The organism is Noviherbaspirillum malthae (genome assembly GCF_015352985.1).
GTDB classification, from domain to species: Bacteria; Pseudomonadota; Gammaproteobacteria; order Burkholderiales; family Burkholderiaceae_D; genus Noviherbaspirillum; species Noviherbaspirillum malthae.
Genome location: NZ_JACYXF010000059.1, coordinates 24,792 through 40,165, shown reverse-complemented (window position 1 = coordinate 40,165; position 15,374 = coordinate 24,792). Strand labels below are relative to the sequence as shown.

Genomic DNA, 15,374 nt, shown 5'->3' with positions numbered 1-15,374 from the left:
ATTCGACCGGAAACGGCGGCGGTGCTTTCTGTTTTTTAGGCTTCTTGGTGGTCATTACGTCAGTCATGGAACATCCCTTTCGGCATTATTTCATGACCCCGCTTTACACAGAAATCCTGACAGGCTCAAAGGAACTTCAGCATGCTGCCGACTGCATGATCAAACGCTTCCCACAGCTGCTGGAATGGACTAAGTCAAACCAGACCAATGATGTCCTGTTATTGAAGATTCGACCCCAGTTCTTTTCGGTGCTTGACTACCAAAAGGGATTTGGCCATACCGAGCTGCTGCAAGTCTGATTCTCGTAAGGTATGCCTGCCTTGCTGAAGCTTTTCAAGTACTCCTACGGTTGCGTTCACATGGCATTGAACCACAGAGCCGCGGTCGGAAAGTCGCCCCTATAGCCTATAGTTAACCGGGGAACTACCCTGTTTCTATAAGCCGAAGACCGCTAGACGGGGCTGCTGCCGATGCTTTGAGCTACCCGGACTGATCCTACCCACTACGGAATGTCCAATGTCCTATAAGACCATCCTTGTCCATATCGATCATTCGTCTCATATGGTACAGCGTGTACGTGCCGCCTCCCTTGCTGGGAAAAACACCAATACCCATATAGTTGGTGTTGCTGTCACTGGAGTTTCTCACTATCTGCGTCTTTCGGAGCGGACCCGGCAGCAGGGCAGGCAGGTCACGGATGCGATGCATGATGAAGTTGGCCGTCTGCACAAGTCAGCAGAGGCGGCTCTGGCCTGCTTCGAAGACGCGGCGCGCTCTGTCGGGCTCCCCTCTTTTGAATGCAGGTTGGTAGCAGATGATGAACTTGATGGCCTGAGTTTGCATGCCCGGTACAGCGACCTGACTATTCTTACCCAATGGGATCCAGATGCGCCGGCCCATCCTATGGCTGACGACCTACCGGAGTATGTTGCGGTATCGAGTGGACGGCCCGTTCTGGTATTGCCACATCGCCATGAAATCGAGGCACTGGCCGACAATCCATTGCTGGCGTGGGATGGCAGCCTGGAAGCAACCCGGGCCGTGCATCATGCCTTACCCCTGCTGGAACGTGCAGGAAAGGTCGACGTACTGCTCCTGCGCCATGGCAGGAAGCCAACAGGCTCGAATGATGTAGCCGGAGCCGATATCGTTCATTACCTCGCCCATCATGACATTTCAGCGAACGTGATACAGGAACACGACAGGCACAGCGATATCGGGGGCGCGCTGCTTGCATGTTGCGATACCGCGCAAAGTGATCTGCTTGTGATGGGCTGCTATGGGCATTCCCGTTTCCAGGAAATGCTGCGGGGTGGAGTAACACTGACCGTGCTTGAGAAGATGACTATTCCAGTGCTGATGGCTCACTGAATTTTCAGGAAGCGCCTGCTTGGTCGGAAAAACTCTACCAACGACCTGCAGTAGGGAGGTAAGAGGTAGTCTTAGGAAAGTAGCTTTCGCCATCTTTGTAAGGCCAGCCGCCCCGCCTGTCTACTGCGCGAATTCATAGGCAATCTCGGCAATGTGACCACGCCAGTATGGCTTGGGGCCTTCTGCCAGCATCCACATCACTTCACCGTCAAGTGGTATCGACATTCCCGCGCGTTGCGTGTAGTTCCAGAACCGTCCTTGCCAGGGAGTTTGTACAATTTTCCCATTCACACTACGACCGCGTGCGTCGGCACGGACAGACTCGATTAACCCGGCCTCGGTGAAGGTAAACAACAGGGTCAGCTTGATATTGCCGTCTTCAAGCGTGGCTTTCGCCGAGTTGGCGTCCAAGGCATGCCAACGTACCCCTTGACTGGGCAACAATGCAGTCGGATACCAGGCCGCTTCTGCGAAAAAGCGCATGAGTTCGCCTTCCGCCACATCGCTACTGCCATGCAGGTGCGCAACGGTAAATAAGCCAAGCAGCGACGCGTGAAGAATGCCATCACCAGCCAAATAGGCGTCGTGCACATGAACATTCAAACCCGGCAAGACACCAATACGTCCATCCCAGTCAAACCCGGGCCTTTGCGTGACTACCTTCTGATCCGACGTGAACGGATACCATTTGTCATCCGACTCACTCATGTTGAACGTGCCCTGGTGTCTGACGTGTACGCCCGTCACCATGGGTTGACCGTCTTTGAGCACCGTCCGAAAAAATCGTTGCACTGGCGACGGCAGAGACGAGAGTGTATTGAAGTCGACCGTCTTCGATGTGATTGGGTGCCGTGCCGCATCAAGACGGGTACGCAGTTCGCGCGTTTCGGCATTCCATTTCATTCTTCCAATACCCACAGCGGCAACTACAATGCCGGCGAAGATAGATGCTGCTGTCGACAGTTTTGCTTTCATGGCAGGAGCAAAAGGCGAGGGCGTTGAAGCATATGACGGAGAAGTCTATTGGGAAAAGGTTACGTTAGCCGGCGCGGGCAAATGAGTTCTACGTGCGCGTTGCAGCATCTTGCGAAGCTCGGATGCCCATAACACCGTACTGGCAACGACACCACAGAAGAGCCACTGCTCCGGGTCAAGTGGTGCGGTACTGAATGCAGTATTGAGCACGTTCAGATGGACGACCGCAATCTGCAGCAGGAGCGACAAGGCGATCGCACCCCATAGCCACTTGTTGGCAAACAAGTGATGAAATGCGCTCGTCATGTCCGATCTGGCATTAAAGCAGTTGTAAAGCTGGGCAAGTACCAGCACCGTAAAGCCGGCGGTGCGCGCATTGTCGAGATCTCGCGAGCCTTCGATCAAGCCGCTTGGCAAATAAAAATCGATGGTCAGCAACGTGACGATAGCCATCACGAAACCGGTCTGCAACACGCTTGCCCACATCTGTGCATCAATGATCCGATCAGTTAGCCGGCGAGGTGGACGTGCCATGACGTCATCGGTTTCCGGATCCATACCCATCGCTAGCGCAGGTCCTGAATCGGTCAGCAGATTGATCCATAAAATCTGGGTCGCCAGCAGGGGCAACACAAGCCTTCCTGCAGCATCAGTCAGACCGAGGACGCCTGCCAGAACCACGCCGAGGAAAATGGTCAATACCTCGCCGATGTTGGATGAAAGCAGGTAACGCAAGAACTTCCTGATGTTATCGAAGATATGCCGTCCCTCGTGCACCGCACGTACAATCGTTGCAAAATTGTCATCAGCAAGGATCATCCGGGCCGCTTGCTTGGTCACTTCCGTGCCAGTGATGCCCATCGCGATGCCAATGTCCGCCGACTTCAATGCGGGAGCATCATTGACACCATCGCCGGTCATGGCAACGACATTGCCATCGGCTTGTAGCGCATCGACGATCCGCAATTTATGCTCGGGTGCGACACGGGCGAACACGGATGCCGATCTGACCGCACTGGCAAAGGCAGCCTGGTCCATCCTTTCCAACTCCAAGCCGGTTAACGCCGGCGCCGGGGTGGCGGTAATGCCGAGGTCTGCTGCGATGCGCGCCGCGGTGCGCGGATGGTCGCCGGTAATCATCAACACTCGAATGCCGGCATGGCGGGCTTCGCGGATTGCCAGAGCGGCTTCTTCGCGTGCAGGGTCAATGATGCCGACCGTACCGGCATAGATCAGATCCTGTTCCAACTCGTCGCTTGGATGCGGGTCTTCTCCCGGCTTCAAGGAACGATAGGCGACTGCCAGGGTACGCAGGGCCGCATCAGAAAGGCTGTCGATGTCGGCCACAATGCGCTGGCGTCGGGCGTTGTCCAGCAAGACAGTCTCGGAGCCAATGCGAATCCTGCTGCATCGCGGGAGCAATACATCAGGCGCACCTTTTGTGACAATGACAATATTGTCGCTATCTTCATGATCGACCTGTAGGGTCGACATCATTTTACGTTCCGAGCTGAACGGGATTTCACCGATGCGTTCAAAACGCCGCTTGCGCCGCGCGGCAGCCCCCAGCTTCTCTTCAGCGACCAGGAATGCTGCCTCGGTCGGATCGCCCTGGATTTCCCATTGCCCGGCATCGCTTTTGCGTAGATCGGCATTGCTGGCCAGGCTGCCGCCGCATAAAACCACGACATGTTCGGAGAGCAGCGGCCCTGGTTCGAGCCGTTCGCCTTGATATAGAATCTCACCTTTTGGCGCATATCCGATGCCGCTGACATGGGTCGTTCCAGACGCTGTGATAATGCGCTCGATCGTCATTTCAGCCCGAGTCAGCGTGCCGGTCTTGTCCGATGCAATCACTGTGGCCGCCCCCAGTGCTTCTACGGAGGATAGCTTTTTGACGATCGCATTTTGCCTCGCCATCCGTTGTACGCCCAGGGCAAGCACAATCGACAGGATCGCAGGCAGGCCCTCTGGCACAGCTGCCACGGCAAGCGAGACCCCAAGCAGGAGCACCTCGACGATTTCCGCCACCCCGTGAACTGGAGTAATCAGGAGGACTGTGGCCACAACGAGCACCGCAATGAGGGCCACGACTGTACCGAGTGTCTTACCGACCTTGCTGATTTCCTTTTGCAACGGTGTCTGAGATTCTGCGGTACGGTCGAGCATACTGGCGATGGCGCCAATCTCTGTAGCCATTCCGGTGGCGGTCACAATGGCCAGACCATTGCCCTGAACAACGGTAGTGCCCTTGAAAACCATGTTAGTTCTGTCGGCCAGCGCAACCGGTTCACGCAGTACCCTCGTATCCTTGAACACGGCTTCACTTTCGCCGGTCAGCGACGCTTCCTGCACCCGCAATGCCGACGCCTGCACCAGGCGTGCATCTGCACCAACGATATCTCCCTCGCTCAATGAGAGCAAATCGCCGCGGACCAGATCGTGCGTGGGTATGCGGACAGGTTTTCCGTCACGTAGTGCCGATGACATGGCCGCCGTCATGCTAGTCAGTGCCGCAACAGCGTTTTCTGCCTTGACTTCCTGCACGTAACTCAGGATGGCATTGAGAATGATGATTGCTGTAATGACGATGGTATCAACGGGCGCGCCAGCGCGCCCTTCGATGTACCACGCAATTAGGCCAATGGTTGCAGCAGCAATCAGTAGATAGACCAGCGGATCCTGAAAGTGCAGCAGGAACTGCCGCCAGGCAGGTGGGCGGGGTTCGGCGCGGAGCGCATTGGGCCCGTCATCACGAAGCCGCTGTAACGCTTCAGTTGAGGACAGACCAGCATGGGCATTCGTCTCGAGAGCTGCGACAATGCTATCGTTGTCAAGCGTGTAGGGTTGGTCAATGCTGACGGACTGTTTCATCATGCGCTTCCATGATTGATCTTATCAACGCCGTGATGCCTTGAACGGCGAAGCAGGCGAGACAGGCAACGATGCCGCAGATTTGTTTTATGGTTCTCGGCAAGATGGGTCGGCGGCCCTCCGGCCCTCTATCGCTGCAGCACATAGGTGCCCGGCGCATCGCATAGGGCAGGCGGCATGGATGGCGGCTTTTGTTGGTGCGGCGACTGGCTGGATAACCAGCTTTCCCACGCGGGCCACCATGATCCTTCCTGCGATGGCGTCGTGCGATGCCAATCTTCGGGGTTGATATAGGGGTCAGTGGGCAAGTGTCGGGAAATCTGGTATTGCCGATTGGGATGCCCGGGCGGTGAAACCACGCCGGCATTATGCCCGCCGCTGGTCAGGCAATAAGTTACTTCGGTATCGGTGAGCAGATGGATCTTGTAAGTCGATCGCCACGGCGCGACATGGTCGGTAATGGTGCCGACGGAAAAAATTGGCACGCGTATATCGGACAAAGCAATTGGCTGCCCATTCACGCTATAACGGCCCTCGGCCAGGTCGTTGCGAAGGAACAGGTCACGCAGATACTGGATATGCATCCGGTAGGGCATGCGGGTCGTATCCATATTCCAGGCCATCAAATCCGTGACTTTCTCCGGCAGGCCAAGCAGGTAGTGATTCAGCCGACGCGACCAGATCAGGTCATTGGAGCGAAGCATCTGAAACGCACCGGCCATCTGGCGGCTATCGAGATATCCCTGTTCCCACATCAATGCTTCCAGCAATGCCACCTGGCTTTCGTCGATGAACAGCGACAGCTCGCCTGGCTCCTTGAAGTCCACTTGCGACGCGAACAAGGTCATGCTTGCCAGACGCTGATCACCATCACGTGCCATTGTCGCTGCGGCAATTGAGAGCAGAGTGCCGCCAAGGCAATAACCGACCGCATGGAGGGTAGGTGATTGCGTCGCCTTGCAGATGGTCTCGATGGCGTCCATGATCCCCAGCCTACGGTAGTCATCCATGGTGAGGTCACGATCTGCAGCGACCGGATTTTTCCAGGAGATCATGAATACGGTGTGCCCTTGTTCAACCAGATAGCGCACCAGTGAATTATGCGGCGACAGGTCGAGAATGTAGTATTTCATGATCCACGCCGGCACAATCAGTACCGGCGTCGTATGAACAGTCGATGATGCTGGCGCGTACTGGATCAGTTCGATTAACCGATTTCGGAAGATCACCTTGCCCGGCGCGGCAGCGAGCGTCTCACCGACCTTGAATGCGTGTTCGTGCGGTATGACGGAGATGTCATGGAGCCAGTCGTTGGCAGCATTCGTAGCGCCGCGGATGAAATTCTGCCCCTGACTTCGGACCACCTCATTGATCACCACGGGATTCATGCTGGCGAAATTCGAGGGCGACAACATGTCAAGTAGTTGTCGTGCGGCAAAAGTCACAACCTCCTCGTGATGTTTTGAGACACCACTGATTCCTGTTGTCGCACGATGCCACCATTGCTGGGACATCAGGAAGCCTTGGTACATGACGCTAAATGGCCACTGCTGCCATGCAGGATCGGCGAAGCGCTTGTCCTGGGGCAGAGGATCGACGCAGGGTTCAAGCGTACTGTCTGCATGCCGCATGGTGTCATAGGCATACCCCTGCCACCTTGCCACCTTGTGCCAACCATCAATGAGCAATTCCTGCTGCTTTGATGGCGACAGCTGGAGGTGTGTGATCCAGTCGATATATGCCATCCATAGGGCAATTGGCGACATGCCTCCGGTAAGTCGTCCAACCGCCGCCATCAGGATGCGGTCCAGATCCTTGTTGCTATCGTCAAGCGGACGCTGCCCCCTGTAAGGAGTTCCGAGCCAGCCACTGGCAAGCCGCTCAGGGTGGTTGAGCATGTCCCAAGGTGCGTGATCCATTGGATAGGTCTTTGAGAAGTTGATCCGCCGAAGATAAACAAACGTTTGCCAAAAAAACCTGACCTGGATCAAGTACATCGGGAATGGCGAAAATTATCCTGTCGCCTCGCTCAACGAATGCCAGGATGCCTGCATGAATGCTCGAACAGTCGAAAATTTTACGTTCGACGAAGTCGCTGTCGGAGACCACGCACAACTCGTTCGCACACTGTTACCGGAAGACATTGAACTGTTTGCCGCAGTATCCGGTGACGTCAATCCGGCGCATCTCGATCCGGTCTTTGCGGCAGGCAATCGCTTCCACAAGGTAGTCGGCCATGGCATGTGGGCGGGATCCTTGATTTCTGCAGTGCTTGGAACAAAATTGCCGGGTGCGGGCACGATTTACTTGGGGCAGGATTTACGTTTCAAGCATCCGGTCGGAATCGGTGACACCGTGACCGTCACTGTGACCGCAAGAGAAAAAGACCCTACGCGCAAGGTGATCTACTTTGATTGCCGCTGTACCAATCAGCAAGGTGAAGACGTGGTCACCGGCACGGCGGAAGTGCTTGCGCCGACGGAAAAAATCCGGCGGCCCGTCATCGAGGTGCCGGAAGTCGCGGTCGCGCACCGACAGCGTTACCGAGAGCAGCTTGATGCGAGGAACACTCAATCAACGCCCGAAGGAGGAGGTGCCACGTCGCCAGCAAATTCTTCCGGAGCGACTGCGCCGGGGATGGCACCGTTCGTGGAAGGATCGGTTGCAGCGCCGTTCAGCTTGCGCGGCCGACGTGGGCTGGTGCTGGGAATTGCCAACGAACACTCCATAGCTTATGGCTGCGCGCACGCGTTTCGAGTAGCAGGGGCCGAATTGGCAGTGACTTACGTAAATGACAAGGCCAAGCCTTTTGTTGAGCCATTGGCGGAAGCGCTTGGGTGTTCCATCATTGCACCATGTGATGTACGCATTCCTGGCCAACTCGAAGGACTGTTCGAGCGAATCGAGCGGGAATGGGGCAGGCTGGACTTCGTATTGCATTCGATTGCCTATGCACCCAAGGAGGATCTGCATGGCCGTGTCACCGATTGTTCAGCGGCGGGCTTTGCAATGGCAATGGATGTGTCATGTCATTCCTTTATTCGTATCGCACGGCTGGCTGAACCGTTGATGCGCCAGGGAGGATGTTTGCTGACAGTGAGCTTCTATGGATCGGAACGGGTGGTCGAGCACTACAATTTGATGGGGCCGGTCAAGGCGGCACTTGAGAGCACCGCGCGCTATCTGGCAGCGGAATTGGGACCAAAAGATATACGTGTGCATGCGATCTCTCCTGGACCGATGCGCACCCGAGCAGCCAGTGGTCTTGACCGTTTTGACGAACTGCTCGAAAGAGCGGCAGCGCAGGCTCCGCAGAAGCGCCTGGCGAGTATCGATGACGTTGGCGCACTGGCAGCATACCTGGTCGGAGATGGTGGAAAAATGTTAACCGGCACGGTGATTCCAGTGGATGGAGGGCAGCACGTGATGGCCAGTTAAATTCTAGGCCAGGCTAATGCAGTTTGCTGTATGACATAGACACGGATCAGTTAGAAGTTGTTCTCGGGTCGGCGTTATCGTAGTTCGTATAACAGTGGTGTGAAAAATCGTTCGATGTCCAGAATCAGAACCCGTCCCTGTTCAGCATTGAATGTCCCGTGAATTAGATTTCTAGGGTCAATATCTGTTTCCGTTTGTACCTCAATTGCGTGCGCCGGCAGCTCGATGAGCCCTCTGACTTCATCAACAATGATGGCTACGTAAAGCCTTTGTAGCTCCAGTATCACCATCGGGCGTAGGTAAGTGCCATCGCCCACCAGTTGGCCAATATCGACAACAGGAATTGCTTTCTCTTTATACCACGCGATCAAGCCACGAGCATCTTCTTTCTCCCTCAAAATGTGGGTCGAAGCGGTCGTTGTAATCAAGCGCACGTACCGAGCGTCGAGCGCCAGTTCACTCTGCCTGGCACAAAAGCGTAAAAGGGAAACCGGGGGGAATGCGATCGTCTTGTTCATCTTTATTGTCAAGCATTGCCCGCTGTCCCGGTGCTTTTCGTTTGCAATTCATTGTCTTGGAAAATCACAAATTTCAAATGTGCGGCGGGTAACGCACGCGCAAAATGAAAGCGTCACCAACGCCGTAGGCATCACGATGCGTGTGCTTACTAGCCAAGTCTATTCGGCTGCGTTTTTTCGTGCGTTGAACGTTCTGCTACTGCACAGGCAAGGAATCCTGGTCAACCGAATTGCGCAAATGCGTTGGCGGAGATGCGGGAACACTTGCACCGATGCTAAACACTGAGACCGCATGTGCAAGATGTTTTGCCTGCTCGTGAAGTGTACGCGACGCCGCTGCAGCTTGCTCCACCAATGCCGCGTTTTGTTGTGTGACTTCATCCATATGACCGACTGCGTGGTTGACTTGCTGCACGCCTAGTGCCTGTTCGTTACTGGCAGCGGTAATTTCTGTAACCCTATTGGAGACCCGCGCAACTGCTTCAACTACCTGGTCCATTGTCTGCCGAGCGCCCGTGACCAAATCATTGCCCGCATTGACTTTATCAACTGAGTCTTCAATTAAATTTTTGATCTCCTTTGCTGCGGTGGCTGAACGTTGCGCAAGGTTGCGTACTTCAGTCGCAACAACCGCAAAGCCACGTCCTGCTTCGCCGGCCCTTGCAGCCTCAACGGCCGCATTTAGCGCCAGAATATTGGTTTGGAAGGCAATTCCATCGATGGTGGCGATAATGTCAACAACGCGTCTGGCGGAGTCGGAAATCGCCCCCATTGTTTCTCCCATATCGGCAACAGTCTTATCTCCTTGGCGTGCAATGGCACTGGCTTGTTCGGCTAACTGGCTCGCCTGTTGCGCATTGCTCGCATTCGCGCTTACCGTTGCCGCGAATTGCTCCATGCTCGAGGCAGTCTCTTCCAGGCTTGCCGCCTGCGTTTCAGTACGGGCTGACAGGTCCATGTTGCCTGCAGCAATTTCAGCCGTGGCCCGGTTTATCGTAGCTACGTTGTCACGGATGTCGCCAATGGCGGCTAGCAAATTGACATTCATTTGACCAAGTGCCTGCGAAAGCAGGCCCACCTCACCTTGGCAACGTGTAATTTGATGGTGAGCCAAGTCTCCGCCAGCCAGTGATTTTGCGAGAGACGTCGCTTGTGAAAGGGGCTGGACGACTGAACGATGCAGATAAGTCCACAGAATCAAGTTTAGCCACCCGCTGGCCATGCATGCATAAGGCAGCCAGGAAGGTAGTGACCCTTGGCTACCTATCAGGTAGTAGAGGGCATACAAAGCCAGCGCGATCGACGGGCATAACGATGCGGCAAGACGTCCCGACAGCGACATACCTGTTCGCCGCACAAGTTTTGCGAGAACGGATGTAGCTTGAACCTGCCCTTTGATAACAGTCATGCGACTTTGCTGGCCTTTCTGCATTTCGGCATATACCTGTACTGCGGTTTCGATTTGCTGGCGCGTTGGCTTAGTGCGTACCGACATGTATCCGATGATCTCACCATTTTCGGTAATGGGAGTGACATTGGCGATGACCCAGTAATATCCGCCGTCCTTACGTCGGTTCTTCACCAGTGCACTCCAGAGTTCACCTCCCTTGAGGCACTGCCACAGGTCAGAGAAAGCGGCTTCCGGCATGTCCGGATGACGGACAATGTTATGTGGCGCACCCATCAACTCGACCTCTGTAAAGCCGCTGACCTCGACAAAGTATGGATTGACATAGGTAATTCTGCCCTTCAGATCGGTCTTGGAGACGATCGGACGGTTGTCTTGAAGGAGATATTCATTGTCGTTGACGGGAAAATTCTTGCGCATTGTTGCACTCCTGATTGGAAAAGCCATTAGGTCTGGGAAGTGCCTTAATGTCTCGCAGCACAGTGGTGCCCATTAAATCCATCTTGCATCTAAGAAACATTGATCTGAATCAATATCGCACGTGTGGTATATCGCGGATTTCCATGTCAATTCTCGGTAGAACGGTGTAGACCAATAGAGGCAACTGTAATGTTTTGACCTCTTGCTTCCGGCTTCTTGTATATATGTTGATAGTCATCTATTATTGTTGCAAAGGAGAAATCAAGTGCCGAAGTCAAGTAAGATGGTGTCAGCGTGCAATCGGTTGAAGATCGTCAATAGGGCGTCATATCTTTTTCGAGAAAAGGGCATCGAGAATGTGACCGTGGCGGACGTAATGCACGGCGCATCTATGACGCATGGCGGCTTCTACAAGCATTTTGCATCCAAAGCGACTCTCGCTGCAGAAGCATGCGCTGGGGCGTATGGCCAAGTCGAGGAAGTACGAACAACGTGGAAGGACAAGGAGGGGCGTCGTACGCTGGAACCGTTCATCGACAATTATCTTTCAGCCCTCCATCGTGACAACCCCGGTCATGGCTGCCCAATCGCCGCCTTGGCAGGGGATGTCGCACGGGCGGCGGAGAACTCCCAGCTGCAGGCGGAGTATGTACACGGGTTGAAAGCGGTCGCCGCAGAGCTAAGTACATGTATAGAGCAGTCAGATCGCGCTAAAGAACACCTCCCGCTTGGGATATTGGCGACACTAGTAGGTGCCTTGGTGATTGCGAGAGCCACCAAAGGGAACTCAATCTCAGAGCAGGTACTGGTTGATGCCGTCAGTTTGCTTAAAGATTTTTCATCGAACTAATACAGTGATGTCAGCGTGATTCCGCGACCAAGGAGCCTTCAACGCTGAACTCTCAGTTCAACCTGTAGCAATTTCATAGACTCGCACAAAAAGTAATACCTGAGAATAAACACTGCTAGCCGCTGACATTTCCACGCCTGGGGATATCGTCCTAAAACCCGACGAATCCGTTCCAATGAAGTTGTTCCGGCTTATTCACGCTCGCTTTAGGCGTCAATAGCTTTTTTCGACTTCAATGAAAAAGAATAATATCTTTGTCTATCGACATTGGTTTGTCGGCATCCGAAAACGCTTCGGGCTAAGCAAACAGGTATCCCTATTCACGCTTACCGCCATCATTGGATTATGGGTGGCCATTGGCATTGGCTTGTCCCAGCTATATAGGCTGGCTGAGACGGAGAGCAAAACGGAGCTCGAGAATCTCACCCTCGCATTCGCCGAGGAAGTCAATTCATCGGTCAATACCATCGATCTCTCGTTGATTGGTCTACGTTCTCATTGGATACGCGATCGTAACGGATATCGAGAGATTATCAGTCGCTTGCAAGCGCACCTTCAGGATGAAGTATCATTTCAGGTCAGCATCCTCGATGCCAAGGGAAGACTCGTCTTTTCAAGTGCCGACCCCAATGCAAAAGCCATTGATTTGAGTGACCGTGAGCACTTCAAAATACATACTCAGCGTCAAATCGACAGATTGTTTATCAGTGCTCCAGTACTTGGGAGGGTAAGCAACCAATGGTCAATTCAGTTCACGCGCTCAATTTATGATATAGCTGGCCATTTTGATGGCGTCATCGTCATATCTGTTGCACCAGCTTACTTTTCCCGGTTCTATCATCGAATCAAACTTGGTGAAAGTGCTGCTGTAACTCTAGTGCGTGCCGACGGCACCATTGTCGCGAGATCACCTCGCGAAGGGGACGGAATTGGCATGGGGACAAGGATAGCAAATTTCCAAGTGCAACGAAGCGGTCCGCATCTTACCGGCATCTACCATCGAGCCTCCGAAGTCGATGGCATTGAACGTTTGAACGCCTGGCGATCGCTCCCGAAATATGAGTTGACTGTTATTGTCGGCAAAGCTGAAGAGGTAGCGTTTGACCGCTACCGCGAGCAATATCGTGTATACATCTTATCCGGGATTGGCATGACCATGCTTATCATCGGCATTGGGTACTTCGTTCTAGCAAGTGCGCGCCAAAAGGCAAGTGCCATGGCAGCGTTAGCCGAAAGTGAGGCACGTTGGAACCTAGCGCTTTCCGGAGCTGAAGACGGCGTATGGGACTGGAATATTGGTGCCGGCACACTGCAATTGTCACGTCGCAGCAAGGAAATCCTTGGTGTTGCGGAAGATGTGCTTCCGGCCACGCCGGAAGCGCTGCAAAAGCTCGTCCATCCTGACGACCTTATGCAAGTTGAACAAGCTCTTGTAATGCATTTGCGTGCTAAAACACATAGCTACAAAGTAGAGCACCGCGTGCTCGCCGCCGAAAAAGGAGAGCGATGGGTACTCGCCAAGGGCATGGTCGTTCGCAGAAACGAAAATGGTGAGCCTGTTCGCATGCTGGGCACATACAGTGATGTGACTTCTAGAAAGCAGGAGGACAACGCAATTAAGTATCGCGCTGAGCATGACACCCTTACTGGTCTGCCCAATCGACACCTTTTTGCTGATCGATTACGCCAGTGCTTGCTACGTGCGAAAAGAGAGAACACTTGCTTCTCAGTGATCTATTTTGATCTCGACAAGTTCAAGGCTGTTAATGATCAAATGGGGCATGATGCGGGTGATCTGTTGCTCAAGGAAGTTGGACGTCGCGTAACAGAATGCCTGCGTGATTCCGATACGGTAGCAAGGATCGGAGGCGATGAATTCGTGGTACTTCTCGCTACTATCAACACAGAGGAGCACGCAGCCACAGTTGCACAAAGCATTCTGGAAGCGCTTTTGAAGCCATTCATTATTCAAGGCTGTCAGGTGTCAGTCGGAGCCAGTCTTGGAGTGGCCACCTATCCAAGCCACGGGAATACGGAAGAGGTGCTATTACGCTGTGCGGACCAGGCCATGTATCAGGCAAAGACCGCTGGACGAGGCCGAATACGTGTCCATCACAACGAAACATCAGGAGCGGCATGATGTCGGTTGCACATGACGCTGCCACGTTGTTGCATTCTGAGGTACATCAAGAATTGCGAGTCCAAGTGGATGCAGCTGATCAAAATCCTCACTTCACACACGCGGTAGCGCGAGTAGGTGAGAAGAATGAAGTCATCGCACAACAGGACATCTATGCCGAAAATGGCATGAAGCTATTGGCCAAGGGGGCAAGGGTCAATCGAAGCACTCATTTACGCCTGATAGCCCATAGGCTAGAGCTTCCTTTGGATGTGGTGCTTTGTGCGGCTGACTCAGTTGATGAAGTCTCTATGGTGCGAGATATGGAGCGCATCATTTCCGCAGATCCGATACTACGAAATATCACGATGCGGTCCGGTGATCCACAGGGTTATAAATCAATACTGGGAACGCTACATCTACCAGCGCCGTTGCTCTTTCGTCTGACGGTCATGCGTGATGATCGAAATGACCTTTATCTGCATTCTCTAAGAACAGCCGTCATAGCTCACAGTTTAGGAGTACGAATAGGATTAAGCCAGGGAACGCTTCAGGATCTATTCCTGGCATCGATCTGCCATGATTTCGGTGAAATGCATACAGACCGGACAATCTTGTCCAAAGGACGAGCGATCCAAGGCAGTGAGCGCCGCTTCATCCATGTTCACCCAATCACGAGCTATGCCATCCTATCAAAAATACAAAATATGGCACCCGGCGTATTGCAGGGCGTTTTACAGCACCACGAGCGCCTTGACGGAAGCGGATACCCTTCAGCGTTGACTGAAGAAAGAATCTGCACAGAAGCACGCATCATCGCGGTCGCGGAAACAGTAGAAACGATTGCCCGGCGCGCCAGAAAACGCCAGATTCGAATTGCAATACGATTGAATACTGGTCGGCTCGACTCTCGATACCTGTCAGTCGCAGATGAGCTTCTGCAGACCAAGGAAGACATTGATTCGACATCAGATCACAATATTGATGTGGCCGGCAAGCTCGCGAGATTAACCATGGTATTAGGCGCATGGCCGGCCCTTCAAGAAAAAATCAAACATCATAAGCAATCTATAGCGCTAGATTTCATAGGCAAGCGCGTACGAAGTATTCAGTCGCTGGCTATGCAAGCTGGACTCTCGGCCGATTTGCTTGAATGTCTTGACCTGACCGGAGATGATGCGACGGTACTTCCCGAATTGAACGTGGCGTTGGTCGAAATGGATCGCGTCATTGACGAGTTGATCTTCGAAGTTGAACGGCGAACCTCTCATCTGCCGGACTGTGGTCCTATTGTAGAGGACATTCGGAAGACTTTCGAGACGCCATCCGTTTCATTGCCGTCAGTTGAACATACAGGGAAAATGTAGGTCGCAATACCACGCGCCCGGTCTTATAGCGGCG

General features: G+C 53.7%; 10 protein-coding genes and 2 pseudogenes. 7 read left to right on the top strand and 5 right to left on the bottom strand.

Going from position 1 to position 15,374, the window contains the following annotated elements:
* Together IGW03_RS30315 and IGW03_RS30310 are read left to right on the top strand one after the other, a co-directional pair.
* Nucleotides 1–299, top strand: a pseudogene (locus IGW03_RS30315) (hypothetical protein); the annotation flags it as partial.
* A gap of 217 nt (nt 300–516) precedes the next feature.
* Complete coding sequence (locus IGW03_RS30310) at nt 517–1,371, top strand: universal stress protein (RefSeq protein WP_194726197.1); 855 nt, start codon at nt 517–519, stop codon at nt 1,369–1,371.
* Nucleotides 1,372–1,491: 120 nt separating this feature from the next.
* On the opposite strand, the gene IGW03_RS30305 is transcribed toward IGW03_RS30310, so the two are convergent.
* The 3 genes from IGW03_RS30305 to IGW03_RS30295 all read right to left on the bottom strand — a co-directional run bounded on the left by IGW03_RS30305 (nt 1,492) and on the right by IGW03_RS30295 (nt 7,139).
* Nucleotides 1,492–2,346 carry a DUF6920 family protein gene (locus tag IGW03_RS30305; RefSeq protein WP_194726196.1) on the bottom strand — a complete coding sequence of 285 codons (855 nt, stop codon included), beginning with the start codon at nt 2,344–2,346 and terminating at the stop codon, nt 1,492–1,494.
* A gap of 45 nt (nt 2,347–2,391) precedes the next feature.
* Nucleotides 2,392–5,223: a cation-translocating P-type ATPase gene (locus tag IGW03_RS30300; protein ID WP_323745043.1), complete on the bottom strand. Its 2,832-nt coding sequence runs from the start codon at nt 5,221–5,223 to the stop codon at nt 2,392–2,394.
* A gap of 125 nt (nt 5,224–5,348) precedes the next feature.
* The gene (locus IGW03_RS30295; protein WP_228536191.1) at nt 5,349–7,139 is read right to left on the bottom strand and encodes a PHA/PHB synthase family protein; all 1,791 of its coding nucleotides are present in this window, start codon (nt 7,137–7,139) and stop codon (nt 5,349–5,351) included.
* A 133-nt stretch (nt 7,140–7,272) separates the two neighbouring features.
* On the opposite strand from IGW03_RS30295, the pseudogene IGW03_RS38390 reads away from it, so the two are divergent.
* Together IGW03_RS38390 and fabI are read left to right on the top strand one after the other, a co-directional pair.
* Nucleotides 7,273–7,662, top strand: a pseudogene (locus tag IGW03_RS38390) (MaoC/PaaZ C-terminal domain-containing protein); the annotation flags it as partial.
* A 195-nt stretch (nt 7,663–7,857) separates the two neighbouring features.
* Entirely contained in the window at nt 7,858–8,658 is an 801-nt protein-coding gene (gene fabI / locus IGW03_RS38385; RefSeq protein ID WP_228536194.1) for an enoyl-ACP reductase FabI, read from the top strand.
* Nucleotides 8,659–8,732: 74 nt separating this feature from the next.
* On the opposite strand, the gene IGW03_RS30285 is transcribed toward fabI, so the two are convergent.
* Together IGW03_RS30285 and IGW03_RS30280 are read right to left on the bottom strand one after the other, a co-directional pair.
* A complete protein-coding gene (locus IGW03_RS30285; RefSeq protein ID WP_194726194.1) occupies nt 8,733–9,176 on the bottom strand; it encodes a chemotaxis protein CheW in 444 nt (147 codons plus the stop codon).
* A gap of 196 nt (nt 9,177–9,372) precedes the next feature.
* Nucleotides 9,373–11,004, bottom strand: coding sequence for a methyl-accepting chemotaxis protein (locus IGW03_RS30280; RefSeq protein WP_194726193.1), 1,632 nt, complete (start codon nt 11,002–11,004; stop codon nt 9,373–9,375).
* A gap of 304 nt (nt 11,005–11,308) precedes the next feature.
* On the opposite strand from IGW03_RS30280, the gene IGW03_RS30275 reads away from it, so the two are divergent.
* From IGW03_RS30275 to IGW03_RS30265, 3 genes are all read left to right on the top strand, one after another.
* Complete coding sequence (locus tag IGW03_RS30275; RefSeq protein ID WP_194726192.1) at nt 11,309–11,854, top strand: TetR/AcrR family transcriptional regulator; 546 nt, start codon at nt 11,309–11,311, stop codon at nt 11,852–11,854.
* 235 nt (nt 11,855–12,089) lie between these two features.
* Nucleotides 12,090–13,994: a sensor domain-containing diguanylate cyclase gene (locus tag IGW03_RS30270; protein ID WP_194726191.1), complete on the top strand. Its 1,905-nt coding sequence runs from the start codon at nt 12,090–12,092 to the stop codon at nt 13,992–13,994.
* Entirely contained in the window at nt 13,991–15,340 is a 1,350-nt protein-coding gene (locus IGW03_RS30265; protein ID WP_194726190.1) for an HD-GYP domain-containing protein, read from the top strand. The genes IGW03_RS30270 and IGW03_RS30265 overlap by 4 nt, the downstream gene beginning before the upstream one ends.
* Nucleotides 15,341–15,374 lie beyond the last annotated feature (34 nt).

Bases quoted from the DNA above. Each gene is read 5' to 3' on its own strand.
- IGW03_RS30305 (WP_194726196.1), bottom strand. From the start codon at position 2,346: ATGAAAGCAAAACTGTCGACAGCAGCATCTATCTTCGCCGGCATTGTA.
- fabI (WP_228536194.1), top strand. From the start codon at position 7,858: ATGGCACCGTTCGTGGAAGGATCGGTTGCAGCGCCGTTCAGCTTGCGC.
- IGW03_RS30265 (WP_194726190.1), top strand. From the start codon at position 13,991: ATGATGTCGGTTGCACATGACGCTGCCACGTTGTTGCATTCTGAGGTA.
- IGW03_RS30280 (WP_194726193.1), bottom strand. From the start codon at position 11,004: ATGCGCAAGAATTTTCCCGTCAACGACAATGAATATCTCCTTCAAGAC.
- IGW03_RS30270 (WP_194726191.1), top strand. From the start codon at position 12,090: ATGAAAAAGAATAATATCTTTGTCTATCGACATTGGTTTGTCGGCATC.
- IGW03_RS30310 (WP_194726197.1), top strand. From the start codon at position 517: ATGTCCTATAAGACCATCCTTGTCCATATCGATCATTCGTCTCATATG.
- IGW03_RS30285 (WP_194726194.1), bottom strand. From the start codon at position 9,176: ATGAACAAGACGATCGCATTCCCCCCGGTTTCCCTTTTACGCTTTTGT.
- IGW03_RS30300 (WP_323745043.1), bottom strand. From the start codon at position 5,223: ATGATGAAACAGTCCGTCAGCATTGACCAACCCTACACGCTTGACAAC.
- IGW03_RS30295 (WP_228536191.1), bottom strand. From the start codon at position 7,139: ATGGATCACGCACCTTGGGACATGCTCAACCACCCTGAGCGGCTTGCC.